At 42.5% G+C, this 15,488-nt stretch carries 19 protein-coding genes; 7 read left to right on the top strand and 12 right to left on the bottom strand.

The annotated features are described in order from the left end of the window. Positions 1-162 precede the first annotated feature (162 nt). Both ACFOGI_RS08060 and ACFOGI_RS08055 read left to right on the top strand, forming a co-directional pair. Positions 163-651: a hypothetical protein gene (locus tag ACFOGI_RS08060; protein WP_390271159.1), complete on the top strand. Its 489-nt coding sequence runs from the start codon at positions 163-165 to the stop codon at positions 649-651. Between the two features lie 171 nt (positions 652-822). Further along, entirely contained in the window at positions 823-1,419 is a 597-nt protein-coding gene (locus ACFOGI_RS08055) for a YhcN/YlaJ family sporulation lipoprotein (RefSeq protein ID WP_390271156.1), read from the top strand. Positions 1,420-1,456: 37 nt separating this feature from the next. Here the strand turns inward: ACFOGI_RS08055 and ACFOGI_RS08050 are convergent, their stop codons facing one another. Beyond that, positions 1,457-1,762: a hypothetical protein gene (locus tag ACFOGI_RS08050; RefSeq protein ID WP_390271153.1), complete on the bottom strand. Its 306-nt coding sequence runs from the start codon at positions 1,760-1,762 to the stop codon at positions 1,457-1,459. Between the two features lie 133 nt (positions 1,763-1,895). Here ACFOGI_RS08050 and ACFOGI_RS08045 point away from each other — a divergent pair, with 133 nt between their 5' ends. Beyond that, a complete protein-coding gene (locus ACFOGI_RS08045; protein WP_390271150.1) occupies positions 1,896-2,099 on the top strand; it encodes a YlaI family protein in 204 nt (67 codons plus the stop codon). A gap of 68 nt (positions 2,100-2,167) precedes the next feature. Here ACFOGI_RS08045 and ACFOGI_RS08040 read toward each other — a convergent pair whose 3' ends face one another. Further along, entirely contained in the window at positions 2,168-2,479 is a 312-nt protein-coding gene (locus tag ACFOGI_RS08040; protein ID WP_390271147.1) for a YlaH-like family protein, read from the bottom strand. A gap of 234 nt (positions 2,480-2,713) precedes the next feature. Between ACFOGI_RS08040 and ACFOGI_RS08035 the strand changes: the two genes are divergently transcribed. Then, the gene (locus ACFOGI_RS08035) at positions 2,714-2,884 is read left to right on the top strand and encodes a DUF5325 family protein (protein ID WP_390271144.1); all 171 of its coding nucleotides are present in this window, start codon (positions 2,714-2,716) and stop codon (positions 2,882-2,884) included. An 8-nt stretch (positions 2,885-2,892) separates the two neighbouring features. Here the strand turns inward: ACFOGI_RS08035 and ACFOGI_RS08030 are convergent, their stop codons facing one another. Both ACFOGI_RS08030 and ACFOGI_RS08025 read right to left on the bottom strand, forming a co-directional pair. Then, entirely contained in the window at positions 2,893-3,702 is an 810-nt protein-coding gene (locus ACFOGI_RS08030; RefSeq protein ID WP_390271140.1) for an inositol monophosphatase family protein, read from the bottom strand. Between the two features lie 139 nt (positions 3,703-3,841). After that, complete coding sequence (locus ACFOGI_RS08025; protein ID WP_390271138.1) at positions 3,842-4,033, bottom strand: hypothetical protein; 192 nt, start codon at positions 4,031-4,033, stop codon at positions 3,842-3,844. A 208-nt stretch (positions 4,034-4,241) separates the two neighbouring features. On the opposite strand from ACFOGI_RS08025, the gene ACFOGI_RS08020 reads away from it, so the two are divergent. Beyond that, a complete protein-coding gene (locus ACFOGI_RS08020) occupies positions 4,242-4,862 on the top strand; it encodes a YktB family protein (protein ID WP_390271135.1) in 621 nt (206 codons plus the stop codon). Positions 4,863-4,917: 55 nt separating this feature from the next. Here the strand turns inward: ACFOGI_RS08020 and ACFOGI_RS08015 are convergent, their stop codons facing one another. The 4 genes from ACFOGI_RS08015 to ACFOGI_RS08000 form a co-directional block, all read right to left on the bottom strand. Further along, entirely contained in the window at positions 4,918-5,184 is a 267-nt protein-coding gene (locus ACFOGI_RS08015; protein WP_390271132.1) for a UPF0223 family protein, read from the bottom strand. Positions 5,185-5,191: 7 nt separating this feature from the next. Beyond that, positions 5,192-6,157 carry an NAD(P)H-dependent flavin oxidoreductase gene (locus ACFOGI_RS08010; protein WP_390271129.1) on the bottom strand — a complete coding sequence of 322 codons (966 nt, stop codon included), beginning with the start codon at positions 6,155-6,157 and terminating at the stop codon, positions 5,192-5,194. Between the two features lie 130 nt (positions 6,158-6,287). Then, positions 6,288-6,392: a GapA-binding peptide SR1P gene (locus ACFOGI_RS08005; RefSeq protein ID WP_390271127.1), complete on the bottom strand. Its 105-nt coding sequence runs from the start codon at positions 6,390-6,392 to the stop codon at positions 6,288-6,290. Between the two features lie 385 nt (positions 6,393-6,777). Further along, entirely contained in the window at positions 6,778-7,635 is an 858-nt protein-coding gene (locus tag ACFOGI_RS08000; RefSeq protein WP_390271124.1) for a polysaccharide deacetylase family protein, read from the bottom strand. A 252-nt stretch (positions 7,636-7,887) separates the two neighbouring features. Between ACFOGI_RS08000 and ACFOGI_RS07995 the strand changes: the two genes are divergently transcribed. Further along, positions 7,888-9,417, top strand: a complete 1,530-nt coding sequence (locus ACFOGI_RS07995; protein ID WP_390271122.1) for a glycine betaine uptake BCCT transporter — start codon at positions 7,888-7,890, stop codon at positions 9,415-9,417. Positions 9,418-9,593: 176 nt separating this feature from the next. Beyond that, on the top strand, positions 9,594-9,977 hold the full coding sequence (locus tag ACFOGI_RS07990) for a hypothetical protein (RefSeq protein ID WP_390271120.1): 384 nt from the start codon (positions 9,594-9,596) through the stop codon (positions 9,975-9,977). A gap of 254 nt (positions 9,978-10,231) precedes the next feature. Here the strand turns inward: ACFOGI_RS07990 and lpdA are convergent, their stop codons facing one another. From lpdA to pdhA, 4 genes are read right to left on the bottom strand one after another with little or no spacing between them, the layout of a single operon-like run. After that, positions 10,232-11,638 carry a dihydrolipoyl dehydrogenase gene (gene lpdA / locus ACFOGI_RS07985; protein ID WP_390271117.1) on the bottom strand — a complete coding sequence of 469 codons (1,407 nt, stop codon included), beginning with the start codon at positions 11,636-11,638 and terminating at the stop codon, positions 10,232-10,234. A gap of 4 nt (positions 11,639-11,642) precedes the next feature. Continuing rightward, complete coding sequence (locus tag ACFOGI_RS07980) at positions 11,643-12,920, bottom strand: dihydrolipoamide acetyltransferase family protein (protein WP_390271114.1); 1,278 nt, start codon at positions 12,918-12,920, stop codon at positions 11,643-11,645. 23 nt (positions 12,921-12,943) lie between these two features. After that, on the bottom strand, positions 12,944-13,921 hold the full coding sequence (locus ACFOGI_RS07975) for an alpha-ketoacid dehydrogenase subunit beta (RefSeq protein ID WP_390271111.1): 978 nt from the start codon (positions 13,919-13,921) through the stop codon (positions 12,944-12,946). Between the two features lie 3 nt (positions 13,922-13,924). Beyond that, a complete protein-coding gene (gene pdhA / locus ACFOGI_RS07970) occupies positions 13,925-15,007 on the bottom strand; it encodes a pyruvate dehydrogenase (acetyl-transferring) E1 component subunit alpha (protein WP_390271108.1) in 1,083 nt (360 codons plus the stop codon). Between the last annotated feature and the right edge of the window lie 481 nt (positions 15,008-15,488).

The following is a 15,488-nucleotide window of genomic DNA, read 5'->3' as shown; positions in this document are numbered from 1 at the left end:
ATCCCTCCCGCGAAAAGACTTCTTTCTATATTTATCTTAGCGGTAGAAGCGGGAAAATGCAAATAAAATTAATACAACCTGGCCGATGAGGAATTTACTTGATGAAAAATGGCCATCTCTCTGCTATCCTTGAAAGTGATACATATTCGAGGAGTGAGTAAAATGATCGTACCAATTAAAGGGAATGTTTTCTATACTATTACTTTGGATCCGACCGTTTGGATTTTCGATGATCGAAAAATACTTTTGGAGGATGCTTTCAACGCCAGTGCAGTTCCTATCGAAGAAAAAGACGAAGCAGAAGCTGCCTCCGAACGATTTAATCGGGAAGTATACGAGCATCAAATCAAACCCCCTGTCAACAGAAGCGTCTCCAGAATGGAGGGCAAAGAAATCTTGGCGAATTCTTATGTTATGCCAATCCGTGATTTCCTTGAGAACGCCGAAGTCAAGAGTGATGCCACTGCGGCGACCATTGTTACCAAAAATGGGACCCACCAATTAACACTGGATGAACTGCATCAATCATATTTTCTATTTGCAGTTGACGGTAAGCCGCTGAAAGAAGATGGCCCAGTCCACTTATATTATGGCGATGGCTCCAACCAGGAAGATCCGATTAGAAATGTTTCTGAGATTATTATCGAATAAGTCCAGTAAAAGAATAATTATTAGTAACTAGTAAGGGTGCAGCATTTAATTTGTGTTGCACCCTTATTGTCATCATCGGCGAGAAACGGTATTTCCCCATGATTATCCGTATAAATGCTTTCTTCCTCCATAAACTATCCCTATCGGATACAATACTAGGAGGAATGCTTCATGGTCATACGAATGGGAATACTTTTGCTGTCTTTGTTTTTCGTATTACTAGGTTGCCAGCAAGAAGAAGAAGAACCGCTGGCTCAACAGGAAAATGAGAATAGTGATATGATGCAGGTGGAGAATTCAGCACCTGCTGAGCGAAAGGAATTAGATAACGAGCAGATTGCCGATCGTCTGGCAAACTTGGCGGATGACGTGCCTAATGTCGAAGATGCAACTGCCGTGGTGGCTGGCCCTTATGCTGTAGTAGGAATTGACGTAGACAAAGACTTGGATCGGTCAAGAGTCGGTACCATCAAATATTCCGTATTGGAAGCACTTTATCATGATCCATATGGGAAGACAGCAGTCGTAGTGGCCGATGCCGATGCCAACGAAAGAATTCGTGACATGGCAGATAAAATCAGCCAAGGACACCCGGTACAAGGAATAGTAGATGAAGTTGCGGCAATTGTAGGCCGGTACATGCCTGATTTCCCTATGAATGAAAACGCACCACAAGAACCAGATCAAAATAAACAAATGATCCCGGAAAATGAGGAACAGAAGTTAGAGGATATAGAGGAAGAACAATCCAAACCTCCAAGCGAATAAGAAATAAACAGGCGGATGCTCGGGCATCCGCCTGTTTCTAGTTCTGCTGATTTTCCAGCTTATTTTCATCTTTCTTCTCATTATAATATTGCACGCCAAACTGCGAACCCTCTGATACCATTTTGGAATTCGCTCTGAGTGCAGGGTCTTGCCCATCTGTCTGGTCTGGAACACCAGCATCTTCAAATGTAGAGTCATCAGCCTGATAGTATGTTTTCACCTTTTGTTTGACCGTATTTACTTTCTGGGATATTTTTTCACGGTTTTGTTTGTCCTTCATGAGATAACCTGCCGCCACAGCCCCTGCTACTCCAGCTGCCGTTAACATATTACGTTTATCCATCAAATCTCCCTTTCCATTGTGTTTTTTTATAATGTACCCTATTATCTGTCTCTAAAACATATGGAGGAGCTTCTTTAAGGAATTAGGTGATTATGATATAGTAACTGTAAGCACTGATTATTGAGGTGACAACATGCAGGTAAAATGTACGATATGCGACAACATCCATACACTGGAAGATGATTGCTTGGAGGCAAAAAGACTCCGCAATCGCAGGATCCATATGTATCTCTGCCAAATGTGCCATGACCGGATTGAGGAAAAAACTAACAAACGGCATGCTACAGGCAATTTTCATTTGTATAGAGAAAGAAAGAAGAAAAAAGATTTAATATAGATTCATTTTTTCATGAAATACTTTTCCGGATTCTTGAATACCTACAAAACGCCCAGGAAGGGCGTTTTTTAGTAGCTGTTTTCCTTTTTACGCTGTTGATACAACCGAAAACGGTAGATGGCAAGCACAATTGTAATAATGATGAGACTTTCCGTAATGGGCAGGTTGAATATACTGAAGATCGTAATGATATAGGTTCCGATTGCCAACAGGATATAGACAAAGATCGTTTTGATTGGAGATAGTTTCCTGGCGAAACCCAATTGATATGCTCCCGCTGAGAATATTAAATTAAGTACATAGAATACTGAAAATATGTGGTCCGTCCCGAAAGTTTCCAAAATAATGTCAAATAGAAAAGTAAAATTAATATCTTCCATATGTATCCCCCATTATGCTGATTGCAAAAAATGCCATTGTTTGACTCCTGTATATCATACTAGAACTTGGCCATTCTTGCTAGTATGAAAAAGCCTATAGAACCTGCATCTCAACCTATTGCTTTCTGAATCATATGAACCGGTACCGTGTGCGTCTCTATCCTGCACAAGAAAATTTTGAACAACCAATAAATTTGCTATATACTTGAAGGGATACTAGATAGAGGTGTTTTGATGAAGAAAATTGATGGACGGGCACTCTTAATGGCTATTCTGGTTATCCTGATGTTTTTACTGGTAGGTTTTGCTATCGCTCTCAGGAATATTTGGTTGATTGTTTTATTCGTTATTGCTGGCTCAGCCATTATGGTCTATGGAATTGCTCGCAAGCGAAAAAGAAAGTGACGCTATTGTCACTTTCTCCCTACTTTTATATACGAATCCAAGAGTCTTTCCTGAATGCTTGGATTCACAGTAAGTACGGAATCTTTATCAAGCAGGCTCAACTGATTTCCGTCAATATTAGTAGTAACTCCACCTGTTTCTTTCACAATCACCATGCCTGCTGCCACATCCCAGGGAGCAAGGTTCATTGATAAGTATCCATCCAGCACACCTTCCGCTACAAAGGCGAACTCAAGAGCAGCAGACCCGTATGTCCGCGTGCCTCTTACATCCTTCACAAACTGCTGCATGTATTTTTCTCCTACTAGCCTGTTTTCGCAGAGCCAAAAATGGTTCAGGCCGAACACCACTTCCTCGAACTTTTTGTCTTTATCCAATGGAGTAAGAGGGATATCGTTCTTATAGGCACCCTCCCCATGTTTAGCCTGATAGAGGACATCTGACATTACATCATAAATCAGTCCTATTTCCCCTATTCCATCCTCATAAATTGCTAAGGAAATGGCGAAATTCTTTTTTTGGTGAACAAAATTCATAGTGCCGTCAATGGGGTCAATAATCCAGACAACCCCTTCCAGGGAATTCAGATCATCTCCAAAACCTTCCTCACTTAATATGGAATGATCGGGGTATTTCCCTTTGATATGGTCAGCAAAGAACTCCTCGGTTTCTTTATCCATTGCTGTAACCAGATCGTTGGCATTCGATTTCGTATCGATATGAAGCGGATCCTTGATTTTGTGCCGAATATTCCTGCCTGCTTCAAGTACCCAGTCTTTGGCCTGGTTAAACAGCATGTCCCGTTTTTCTTTATTCATAAATACCTTCCTCCACATCTTTACTACCTCTATACTACCAGACTTTCTATAGATGCGTCATTCCAAGAGGAACGATCCCTATATAAAAAATAGAAGTCCCATATGCTTACTGCCAGCATGTGGGACCCCACGATTAATGCTACTCATTATCCACCTTCATCATTTGATCTCTCAACTGGCTCAGCTTTTCCTTTGACTTGATGATCTGGACTTTATCTTTCTCTTGTAGCGCATCATAAAGCGTCACCAGTTCGTAGTCAATTTCCATCTTTATCACTGGCAGTTTTTCTTCAGCTTCTTTTTTTCTCAAGGCTTCCATTACATATTTCACTGTCCACACCCTCTCGGTATTCTTGTAATATGTTTATGAGCTGTTTGAAATTTTGGTTCAATAATTTTCTGAAAGTGGCTTAGTTATTTTTTAACATTCCCCTAACTGTGTACCTTTTAAACATCGCCCCATTTAATTTCTTGACAACACTGTCTCCCATCCCTAATAATCACTATTATCAAGTTCTAGTGTCGAAAGGGTGAACATAATGACATTCAAAGGATTTACCGAAGAGGATTTTAATACCTTTACTATTGACGGCCTTGATGAGCGAATGGAAGCAATCCAGACAAGAATACAACCTAAATTTGAGGAAATCGGCAATCATTTTGCCAACTTTCTTTCCGCTAAATTGGAAAATGAAATGTTTCTCCATATTGCGAAACATGCCAGAAGAACCGTCAATCCACCAGAGGATACATGGCTGGCTCTTGCCGATAATAAAAGGGGCTATAAGAAGCATCCTCACTTCCAGGTAGGCCTATTCGATGACCATGTATTTATTTGGCTTGCTTTGATTTATGAACTGGATTTTAAAAAAGAGATAGCCGAAACTTATGTTGAGAATTTCCAAGAATTGAAATCTATACCAGGAGATTACATGGTTTCTTTGGACCATACAAAGAGGGATGCCATTCAATTGGACAAACTCCAACTGAAAGATGTGGAACGGTTCCGGGATGTAAAAAAAGCTGAATTTCTCATTGGCCAACATTTACCGATTGGCGACCCTCGTTTATCAGACGGGAAAAAGTTCCTGGAGACTGTGGAAGAGACCTTTGAAACATTGATCCCTTTCTATAAACAGGCCCTCCAGGCTAGAAATTAGCGACATACAGGGGCAACATGAAGAAAAGGCAATGCTCGTATCGAGCATTGCCTTTTTACATGGAAACGACAGATCCTTCCGACTTTCTTGCAGTCTTTACAACCTTGTAACTCGAGTACCCCGATGCTCTCTCAAATTCAGCAAATAATGTCTTTTCTTCGCTCTTTGAAGGAACAATCTCTTTGAAACGGTTATATAAAGCCAATACATCCTGCCTTTTTGCTCCACTCTCATAGGCTTTCTCAATTACACTGAAAAAGTTGACAACATCAATTATTTCTTGTTTCGTCCATGTCTCATCCATTGGATATTGATAGTCCATGCCTTGCTCACTCCTTTGCGTTCCATTTTTTCCGTATTTCTGCTGCCTCTCTAAATATGGCACCGAATAAATCTTTGACCGTAAGGACATCATGTATTCTAGCTGCGCCCTGACCGGCCCATCCAAATCCCTCTTGCTCACGTCCTTCTATTATATATTTCTTATTTGAGTGGCCGCTTATGTAATCTTTCAGTCCTTCATAGCCGACTTCCTTTTCCTCAAGCGCAAGGATTCTGTCTGTCCAGCCATTTTTAAGGGCCCTGGCTGGTGCTCCTATGGAACGCTTGATCACTACGGTATCTGTCTCATCAGCTGAGAGAATGGCATTCTGATAAGTTTTATGGGCGTCCTTGCACTCCTTAGTGGCAATAAACCGGGTGCCCATTTCTATTCCCTCTGCCCCTAATGCCAAGGCAGCCATCATTCCCCTGCCATCCACTATTCCACCTGAAGCAATTACAGGTATGGAAACTTCATCGACAACCTGTGGAGTCAAAACAAGTGTGCCGGTATCACTTCTGCCAAGATGGCCACCACCTTCTTGACCGACAACCATGACAGCATCTGCCCCTAGTTCTTCCGCTTTCTTCGCCTGGCGACGGGCAGCAACCAATACCAATTTTTTGATAGAATGACCTTCTACCATATCAAGAACGCCCTTGGGATTTCCTCCTGTTACAGAGATAACTGGAACTTCTTCATCTACTGCGACTTTGGCCATATGTTCAAATGGGCGGTCGTGCTGGCCAATCGCAAAGTTTACTCCAAAAGGTTTTGATGTCAATTCTTTCACTCTACGAATCTCCCGTTTAAGACTATCAGGGTCCGGCAGACTCATGGCAGTGATTTGCCCCAACCCTCCTGCATTGGAAACTGCAGCTGCCAAGTCAGCATAAGCTAAGTGTGCCAATCCCCCCTGTATGATGGGATACTCAATATCCAATAGTTCAGTGACCCTTGTATTCCAATCCATCCGGCACTCCCCTTTTCTTAAAAGTATCTAGTAACATCATAACATGCTGGAGTTAAAAGCCATAACCTGTTTCAGGTGCAAAACAAAATGGGAGCCAAACTGTATTGGCTCCCATTTTTTTCACTATAACTTATTTACCGCTGCAACTAGGACATGTTCCATAAAGGGTCGTTACTTTCTCTTCCTCATAGGTATCAATAACTTCATGACAATCCTGGCAGACGATTGTTCCCATCTGGACCACTCCTTTGATCAATTTATGTTATCTTAACTGTATTATAGTATGTCACATTTATTTTTGCAACCCCTTTCTTACACATTATTCAGCTAATTATTATGCAAGATTATTAAATCGCTTCAATTCAAAGACAGATCGGGCAAAGAGAACAGATTATTTTTGATGGGAAGAAACAAGGTCTGTCCACCGCTAAGCTCAATGCCTTTAAACGCTTAGTGCTATGCCAAAGGAGGACAGCCCTCTGGGTAAAATCATAGTACAAGGGTGGGGCAAGCAAAAGAAGCATACCCGTCATCTGACTGGTATGCTGCATTAAAAGATTTTATGCCATATCATTTTCAACTATTTTCGTTTCAACCATGTAATCAACTAAGCCGGAGTATTAGTCTATACTCACTTCCTCAGGATCGGCTATTTCATAACCTTCCTCTCTCAGACCTCCAACGATATCAGCAAGCGCTTCTGCTGTCCACTCCCTGTCATGCATCAATAAGATAGCACCAGGTTGTAAGAGGGAATACGGAACATCAACTTCCGGGCCTTCACCAGAAACCATCGCCTGCTCAAGCTTTTCAGCATCCTTATATGGCTCGAAATAATCATATCCATAGGTCCAGTTCATCACCAGCATGCCCTCTTCTTCGGCCACTTGATTTGCATAGGCAGTGTTCATTCCATGAGGTGCTCGGAAAAATCGTGGTCTTTCCCCAATAATTCCTTCGATATGATCATTTAATTCGAGGATCTCCTCTCGCTGCTCTTCCTTTGTCAACTCTGGTAGTTTGGCATGACTGAATGTATGGTTTCCAATAGGGAACCCTAAGTCGTGAATTTCCTTAAGCATCTCTTTTTCCTCATCCGTATCCAAGAAATGACCATTCACAAAGAAAATAGCCTTAGCATTATTTTCTTTTAACGTATTCGCCATCTCCACTGCGTATGTATCAGGTGCGTCATCAATCGTGAGAAGCACTACCTCTTCATTCGCGCTTTCCACCATAGGAGTGAGGGACCATGAATCCCGGTTGATTTCATAATGGGGTTCAGATGGTTGAGCCTTCTCTTCCACTTCCTCACCTTCCTTGACAGCTTCTGGGTTCTCCTCTTCACTTTCTACCGTTTCTTCCTGGTCTGTTTCTGTTTCGGCCGGATTCTCTTGATTTCCCGTTGTCTCTTCCGAATTGCTGCACGCTGACAATAGGAGTAATGTCAGCAGGAACAACATCCATAACCTTTTCATTAGATTGTCCCCTCCCCTTCCGGTTTACTGTTTTAATCTATTATATCGGATGATCTCTGTATTTGGTCAATTCCACTGGAATAATTTTCTAAACGTTTAGTCACACGAAGATAGGGTAACTTACATACATCGAATGAATATCGTCCATTGGGCAATAGTAAGGGTATGAACATAATGCTTGAAAAGCAGGACGATTTTTGTTTTACTAAATAATTGTGTCCTTATAATTAATTGACAGAAAGGATGATCGACTTGAAGGGTGTTACACGCGTATTCTACATTTCGGCGGTAGTAGCCATTCTATTCATCATTTGGGGTATCATCCCTGAAAGCGTACTGCCAAATGGTAATCTTGATAATGTAACGACTATTATTCAAAATTATATTGTAAATCAATTTGGCTGGTTTTACTTGCTTGCTGCTACTGGCTTTTTAGGTTTTGCTATCTACTTGATTTTCTCAAAGTATGGAAATATCAAGTTAGGGAAACCTAATGACAAACCGGAGTACTCCTATTTGACATGGTTTGCTATGTTGTTCAGTGCCGGTATGGGTATTGGTCTTGTATTCTGGGGTGCAGCTGAACCCATTTCCCATTTCCATTCTCCACCTTATGGGGATCCACTTACCAATGATGCTGCGAAGACGGCGCTTCAGTACAGTTTTTTCCACTGGGGTTTGCATCCTTGGGCCATTTACGCCACACTCGCCCTGGCACTAGCTTACTTTAAATTCCGTAAACAATCAGCCGGGTTGGTAAGTTCTATCTTGGAACCATTGTTTGGAGAGAAAGCAAAGGGTCCATTGGGAACATTAGTTGATTTTATCGTAGTATTTGCCACCATCTTTGGCGTAGCGACTTCTTTAGGATTTGGAGCTATTCAAATCAGCGGAGGGATTTCCTACTTATTCGGAATTGATTCCACGGTAGCATTACAGCTCATCATTATAGCGATTGTTACGGTATTGTTCATGGCTTCGGCGATGACAGGGCTGAACAGAGGAATCAAATACTTGAGTAATACCAACTTGGTATTGGCCATTGCATTGATGCTATTCTTCCTGTTTGCAGGACCGACCAACTTTATTATGACATTGTTTACAAATACATTCGGCGGCTATATACAAAACTTGCCGGAAATGAGTTTCCGAATGACACCGTTCAATGATGAAAATGCAGCATGGATCAACGGTTGGACGATCTTCTACTGGGCATGGTGGATCGCCTGGGCTCCATTTGTAGGGACTTTTATCGCGAGGGTATCCAGAGGACGTACCATTCGTGAGTTTGTTCTCGGAGTACTGCTTGTACCTACCATATTCGGTGGATTGTGGTTTTCAGTCTTTGGTGGTACAGCTATCGGACTTGAATATTTCCAAGGGGTAGACATCATGTCAGGCATAAATGAGATGGGTGAAGAAGTTGCATTATTCTCCGTTCTCGAGCACATCCCTATGGGCACTTTCCTATCCGTTATTGCGATTTTACTGATCTCCACCTTTTTCATCACATCGGCAGATTCGGCTACATTCGTATTAGGGATGCAAACAACTGGTGGTAGTCTGTACCCACCTAGAACCGTAAAATTTGTGTGGGGAATCATCCAATCCGGTGCAGCTGCAGTATTACTTTGGCAAGGAGGACTTGCAGCACTGCAGACAGCATCGATTATCGCGGCTTTCCCATTCGCCATCATCATGATTTTGATCGTATTCTCTCTGGTCAAAGCACTTCGAGAGGAAAAGGCGGCGATCGATATGAAAAAGAGAAGAAGAGACTGAGAATAGACAGGCTGGTGAATTCCAGCCTGTTTTTTATATGTTCCTTTGTTATCTTTCGACATCATTCTTTTCAGTTATATAACAGTTTGGTAACATCGCCATATTCGGTGGTTATATTTGATACAATAAATACTAAGTTACAACAGGCTTCGCTATCAATGATTCCATTAAGGAAGGTGAGCAGGATCAGAAGATTACTCTTCATTACAGTCATCCCCCTACTTATTTTATCAGCAGCCGGCTGTCAAAGCCCTTCAGCTGCAGTAGAAGTAGTTTCTTTTCAGCCCTCGGATTATGAAGTCTTATTCTACACGAACAGTGAAGAGGATACAGCATTGGAAGATAAGTATAAAGACGCCATCATTGATGTCAAAGCGAAATATCCTGAAGAATTTGCGGACATGCAAGCTGTTACAAAAAATATGAATGAATTGACTGGCGAGAATTCTGCTGAAGGCCCCAATCTGGTGATTCTGAAGAATGGTGACCCTATCAAGCATCTGAATGGAGATCAACCCAAACAGAAGATACTGAACCAACTGGAAAGTTTATTGAAGTGATTTAATCTTATTTCTTTCTAGGCTGTTCTCGACAGGGTTCAAGTGTGGCATGTAACAATAAAAATGTAAAAGGGGAAGACGCGGAATTGTATGGGCTCTGCGTCTTCCCCTTTCAGCTTTACTTTGTGAACCTTGTGTGAAAGTCCTGCACTTGTTTCACGCTTCTGTTTAGGGTGTAATAAAAACTGCAATCACCAAAACCCCACGGAGGATATCCTCCGTGGGGTTTTGGTTTAAACCTCTGTATTGGTGACTTACAGCATGTGGATAGGAGTGCCCATAGCCACTTCTGCTGCTTCCATTGTAATCTCTCCCAAGGTTGGATGGGCATGAATGGTCAAAGCGATATCTTCTGCAGTCATACCTGCTTCAATGGCAAGTCCTAGTTCAGAAATCATGTCACTTGCATTAGGTCCAGCGATTTGTGCGCCGATAACCAGACCATCATCTTTACGGGTAATCAATTTCATGAATCCGTCACTATTATTGAGAGACAGTGCACGGCCATTGGCTGCGAATGGGAACTTAGATGCTTTTACATCATATCCTGCTTCTTTTGCTTCACTTTCCGTATATCCTACAGAGGCGAGCTCAGGATCAGTAAATGCTACCAAAGGCATACCCAGGTAATCAATTTCAGCCTTTTCACCACTAATTGCTTCTGCTGCTACTTTTCCTTCGTAGGAAGCTTTATGAGCAAGTGGAGCACCTTCTACGATGTCGCCAATAGCATAGATGCCATCCTGGCTTGTACGGCCCTGTTTGTCGACTTTGACTAGACCTTTATCGTCCATTTCTACACCAGCTTGTTCAAGTCCTATTTCATCTGTGTTAGGACGACGGCCTACTGTCACAAGTACATAATCAGCTTCGATGGTTTCTTCTTTACCATTTGCTTCATAAGAAACTTTCACACCATCATCAGATTCTTCTACACCTTTAGCCATGGCTTCAGTGATAATGCTGGCGCCTTTATTCTTAAGACGTTTTTTGACTAACTGGGTCATTTGCTTCTCGAAACCGCCAAGGATGTCTTTTGCTCCTTCCAGAATCGTAACCTCAGTTCCGAAGTTTGCATAGGCAGAGCCAAGCTCTGTACCAACGTATCCCCCGCCGATGACTACCAGCTTCTTAGGGATTTCTTTCAGGTTCAAAGCACCAGTGGAATCAAGAACACGATCGGAAAATTTGAAGGTCGGGATCTCGATTGGTGATGAGCCTGTAGCAATAATGCAGTTATTGAATTTATAGGTTTGAGAGTTTTTCTCATCCATTATCTTAACTGTCTTATTATCGACGAAGTATACTTCACCTTTTACAATATCAACCTTATTCCCTTTCAAAAGTCCTTCGACTCCGGAAGTCAGCTTATTAACAACACTGCCCTTCCACTCTTGGACTTTGGAGAAATCAACCGACACGTTTTCTGTAGTAATGCCAAGTTCTTCATTGCCGTGTGCATGTTCTGTTAAATGGCCAGCTTGGATTAATGCTTTAGAAGGGATACATCCCACATTAAGACAAACTCCCCCAAGAGCACCTTTGTCAACAATTGTCACTTTTTGCCCTAATTGGGCGGCACGGATAGCGGCAACATAACCGCCTGGTCCCGCGCCTACTACCAGTGTATCTACCTCAGTTGGGAAATCTCCTACTACCATAATATTACGCCTCCATCATAATTAGTTGTGGATCACTTAGTAACCGCTTGATCTGATTGAGAGCCATTTGTGCAGTAGCTCCATCAACAATACGATGATCAAAGCTCAAGGATACTGCGAGTACTGGTGCGATAACTACTTCTCCATCACGGACAACCGGCTTTTCAGCGATACGGCCGATGCCAAGAATGACAGCTTCCGGATAATTCAGTACCGGAGTAAACCATTGCCCGCCAGCAGAACCTATATTAGTGATGGTGTTGGAAGCACCTTTCATCTCGTCTGGTGATAGTTTACCACTTCTCGCTTTTTCTGCCAATTCATTGATTTCTTGAGAAATGCCGAAGATAGACTTGCGATCGGCGTTCTTCACCACTGGTACAAGCAGACCTTTATCTGTGTCGGCAGCAATACCAATATTGTAGTAATGCTTGTGGACAATCTCGTCTGTATTCTCATCGATCATGGCATTGATGATCGGGAATTTCTTGGAAGCAGATACGAGAGCTTTGGCGACATATGGCAGGTATGTCAACTTGATATCCTGCTCGGCAGCCACTGCTTTAAACTTCTTACGGTGTGCTACAAGCTCTGTAACGTCCACTTCATCCATCAATGTTACATGAGGTGCTTTTGTTTTGGAATTGACCATAGCATTGGCGATGGATTTCCGGATACCGCTCATTTTTTCGCGAGTTTCAGGGAATTCTTCCCCTGCTGCTGGTGCGCTTGTTTGTGGAGCTTGTTTTTCTTCTGTTTCTTCATTGGAAGCTGCTTCTGTTGCTTGGTCACCGTTCAAGTAATTGTCGATGTCCTCTTTCAGCACACGTCCGTTTTTACCAGAGCCGTTCACTTCACTGATCTTGACGTCATTATCACGTGCATACTTCCTTACAGAAGGCATGGCGATGACGCGTTTCCCTTCATTATCACCAGAGTCTGCTGCTGGTACGGATTCTTCTTTCTCCGCCTTTTCCTCTTTGGAATCAGTTTCCGTTGCCTCTTCTTTATCTTCTTCTTGGGAAGCACCATCATCTTCGTACCCTTCTGCATCGAACGTAACAAGGGTATCTCCCACTACTGCAACTGAACCTTCTTCCACGAAGATTTTTTTAACGGTGCCATCTACCGGAGAAGGGATCTCAACAACCGATTTATCGTTTTGAACTTCGCAAAGAACATCCTCATCCGTAACGGTGTCGCCTTCTTTGACGAACCACTTTACAATTTCACCTTCGTGTATACCTTCACCAATATCAGGTAGTTTGAATTCATATGCCATTGTTATGACCTCCGATCATTTTTTTAGAAATTCATTACACTGTTGACTTTTTCAATGACGTCGTTATGATTAGGCAGCCATACTTCTTCAGCATCAGAGAATGCATAAACTGTATCTGGTGCAGTGACGCGCAGAATAGGAGCTTCTAAATGAAGGATAGCTCTCTCCTGAATCTCAGAGATGACTCTGGATCCGACACCAGCCTGGCGTTGCGCCTCCTGTACCATCACCACACGGTTCGTCTTTTTCACTGATTCCACAATAGTATCGACATCAATCGGAGATACTGTCCTCAAATCGATTACTTCCGCACTGATACCATCTTTTTCAAGTTCTTCTGCAGCTTTTAGAGAGGTGTGGACCATAGCGCCATAAGCAATCAATGTCACATCAGTACCTTCCCTTTTTACATCTGCTTTGTCCAACTCAACCGTGTACCCTTCTTCTGGAACTTCACCACGGAAAGAACGGTACAATTTCATGTGCTCCAGGAATACCACTGGATCATTATTGCGGATGGAAGAGATCAGCAACCCTTTTGCTTCATAAGGGGTAGACGGAATTACCACACGGATTCCCGGCTGTTGTGCAATCAGGCCTTCTAATGAGTCTGCATGGAGTTCAGGAGTATGAACACCGCCTCCGAATGGTGCACGTACAGTGATCGGCATGTTATAGGCGCCACCTGTACGATATCGCATACGGGCCATTTGTCCATTGATAGAGTCCATTACTTCATATACAAAGCCGAAGAATTGAATTTCCGGAACTGGACGGAAACCTTGCGTGGCAAGACCGATGGATAAACCGCCGATTCCTGACTCCGCAAGCGGCGTGTCGAAAACGCGATCTTCCCCGAATTCATCCTGCAACCCTTCAGTTGCACGGAATACACCGCCATTCTGACCGACATCTTCACCGAATACCAGCACATTCTCATCATTTTTAAGTTCTGTGCGCATTGCATCAGTGATTGCTTGAATCATTGTCATTTGTGCCATGATTTACTTCGACTCCTTTTCTTTATATTCTTCCATCTGTTCCTGAAGATTTACAGGAAGCTCTTCATGCATATTAGAGATGAAATCAGTCACTTTTTGTTTTGGATATTGATCCGCTTCTTTGATAGCTTTCTTAATATCATCTTTAGCTTCATCAATTACTTTGCTTTCCTCTTCTTCCGACCACAGTCCCTTGTTTTCCAAGAAGGTGCGGAAACGTACAAGTGGATCTTTTTTCTCCCACTCATTATCAAGTTCTTCTGTACGGTAGCGAGTAGGGTCATCACCGGACATGGTATGCGGGCCATAACGGTAAGTCAGGGTTTCAATCAACATCGGGCCGTCCCCGTTGATCGCGCGGTCGCGTGCATTTTTAGTTACTGCATATACTGCGAGCACGTCCATTCCATCTACCTGAATGCCCTCAATTCCAGCGGCTACTGATTTCTGTGCCAACGTTTTTGCACTAGTCTGTTTTTCCACAGGTACAGAGATAGCAAAATAGTTGTTTTGAACAAAGAAGATGGCCGGAGCTTTATAGGCACCTGCAAAGTTGATACCTTCGTAGAAGTCACCTTGGGAAGTTCCGCCGTCACCAGTGTAGGTTACTGCAACAGCCTTTTTGCCGCGTTTTTTAATTCCAAGTGCTACACCGGCTGTCTGAACGTACTGGGCGCCGATAATGATTTGTGGGCTCAAGGCATGTACACCTTCGGGCATTTGATTGCCGTGGAAATGCCCTTTTGAGAATAGGAAAGCCTGATAAAGCGGAAGACCCTGCCAAATCAACTGAGGCACATCGCGATATCCTGGAAGGATGAAATCATCCTTTTCCAATGCAAACTGGCTTCCCAATTGCGAAGCTTCTTGTCCTGCAGTAGGGGCATAGAATCCGAGGCGTCCTTGGCGGTTCAATGCGATGGAACGCTGGTCCAGGACACGGGTATAAACCATTCTCCTCATAAGCTCTTTCAATTCATCATCTGAAAGATCTGGCATATCTTCCTGGTTTACTATTTCTCCATTTTCATTAAGAATCTGGAACATTTCGAACTGACTTTCAACACTTTCAAGTACGTGTTTCAAAATAGTTCACCTCTTCCTTTCTTATATCCATTAATATTATTATCTTTACTATCCTTCCCAAATCAGAAAAAAATCGTACCTATTTCCTCTAAAGCATGTACCCTGTTTTGTTATCCATTAATCACTAATCCAACGTTACTGCATAACTGTTACATAAATTCAGTGCATGTTTACTGGTACAATTTTTAATCTGCCTTCATATTAGCTTAAACAGGAAGGTAGGGTCAATGGTTTTGCCCACAAAATTATTTTTTATTTTTATATAACACCTGTGGGACTCCCCCAATTTTAAAAGTCATGCTGTTATAGTATAAAGGGAGATCTGTTTCATTTCTGTATTATTGATAACTAATTTGATTTCATTGTCTCAACAAAAAGAACGGACAAGCTGTATTAGTTTTTTCGGCTTGCAATTAAATCGAGTAGGAGGAGGTGACTAACCTCCGTCCTCTCACACCACCGTACGTACGGACCCGTATAC

The sequence above is a fragment of the Virgibacillus xinjiangensis genome, assembly GCF_042643145.1.
Taxonomy (GTDB): Bacteria; Bacillota; Bacilli; order Bacillales; family Amphibacillaceae; genus Virgibacillus_O; species Virgibacillus_O xinjiangensis.
Note: the sequence above shows the minus strand (reverse complement) of the source record. Positions and strands in the feature narration are given on the sequence as shown.

Bases quoted from the DNA above. Each gene is read 5' to 3' on its own strand.
- ACFOGI_RS08035 (WP_390271144.1), top strand. From the start codon at position 2,714: ATGAAGAAAATTGATGGACGGGCACTCTTAATGGCTATTCTGGTTATC.
- ACFOGI_RS08010 (WP_390271129.1), bottom strand. From the start codon at position 6,157: ATGGATTGGAATACAAGGGTCACTGAACTATTGGATATTGAGTATCCC.
- ACFOGI_RS08005 (WP_390271127.1), bottom strand. From the start codon at position 6,392: ATGGGAACAATCGTCTGCCAGGATTGTCATGAAGTTATTGATACCTAT.
- ACFOGI_RS07975 (WP_390271111.1), bottom strand. From the start codon at position 13,921: ATGGCACAAATGACAATGATTCAAGCAATCACTGATGCAATGCGCACA.
- ACFOGI_RS08040 (WP_390271147.1), bottom strand. From the start codon at position 2,479: ATGGAAGATATTAATTTTACTTTTCTATTTGACATTATTTTGGAAACT.
- ACFOGI_RS08045 (WP_390271150.1), top strand. From the start codon at position 1,896: ATGCAGGTAAAATGTACGATATGCGACAACATCCATACACTGGAAGAT.
- ACFOGI_RS08030 (WP_390271140.1), bottom strand. From the start codon at position 3,702: ATGAATAAAGAAAAACGGGACATGCTGTTTAACCAGGCCAAAGACTGG.
- lpdA (WP_390271117.1), bottom strand. From the start codon at position 11,638: ATGGTAGTAGGAGATTTCCCAACTGAGGTAGATACACTGGTAGTAGGC.
- ACFOGI_RS08020 (WP_390271135.1), top strand. From the start codon at position 4,242: ATGACATTCAAAGGATTTACCGAAGAGGATTTTAATACCTTTACTATT.
- ACFOGI_RS08050 (WP_390271153.1), bottom strand. From the start codon at position 1,762: ATGGATAAACGTAATATGTTAACGGCAGCTGGAGTAGCAGGGGCTGTG.
- ACFOGI_RS07980 (WP_390271114.1), bottom strand. From the start codon at position 12,920: ATGGCATATGAATTCAAACTACCTGATATTGGTGAAGGTATACACGAA.
- ACFOGI_RS08000 (WP_390271124.1), bottom strand. From the start codon at position 7,635: ATGAAAAGGTTATGGATGTTGTTCCTGCTGACATTACTCCTATTGTCA.
- ACFOGI_RS08055 (WP_390271156.1), top strand. From the start codon at position 823: ATGGTCATACGAATGGGAATACTTTTGCTGTCTTTGTTTTTCGTATTA.
- ACFOGI_RS08015 (WP_390271132.1), bottom strand. From the start codon at position 5,184: ATGGACTATCAATATCCAATGGATGAGACATGGACGAAACAAGAAATA.
- ACFOGI_RS08060 (WP_390271159.1), top strand. From the start codon at position 163: ATGATCGTACCAATTAAAGGGAATGTTTTCTATACTATTACTTTGGAT.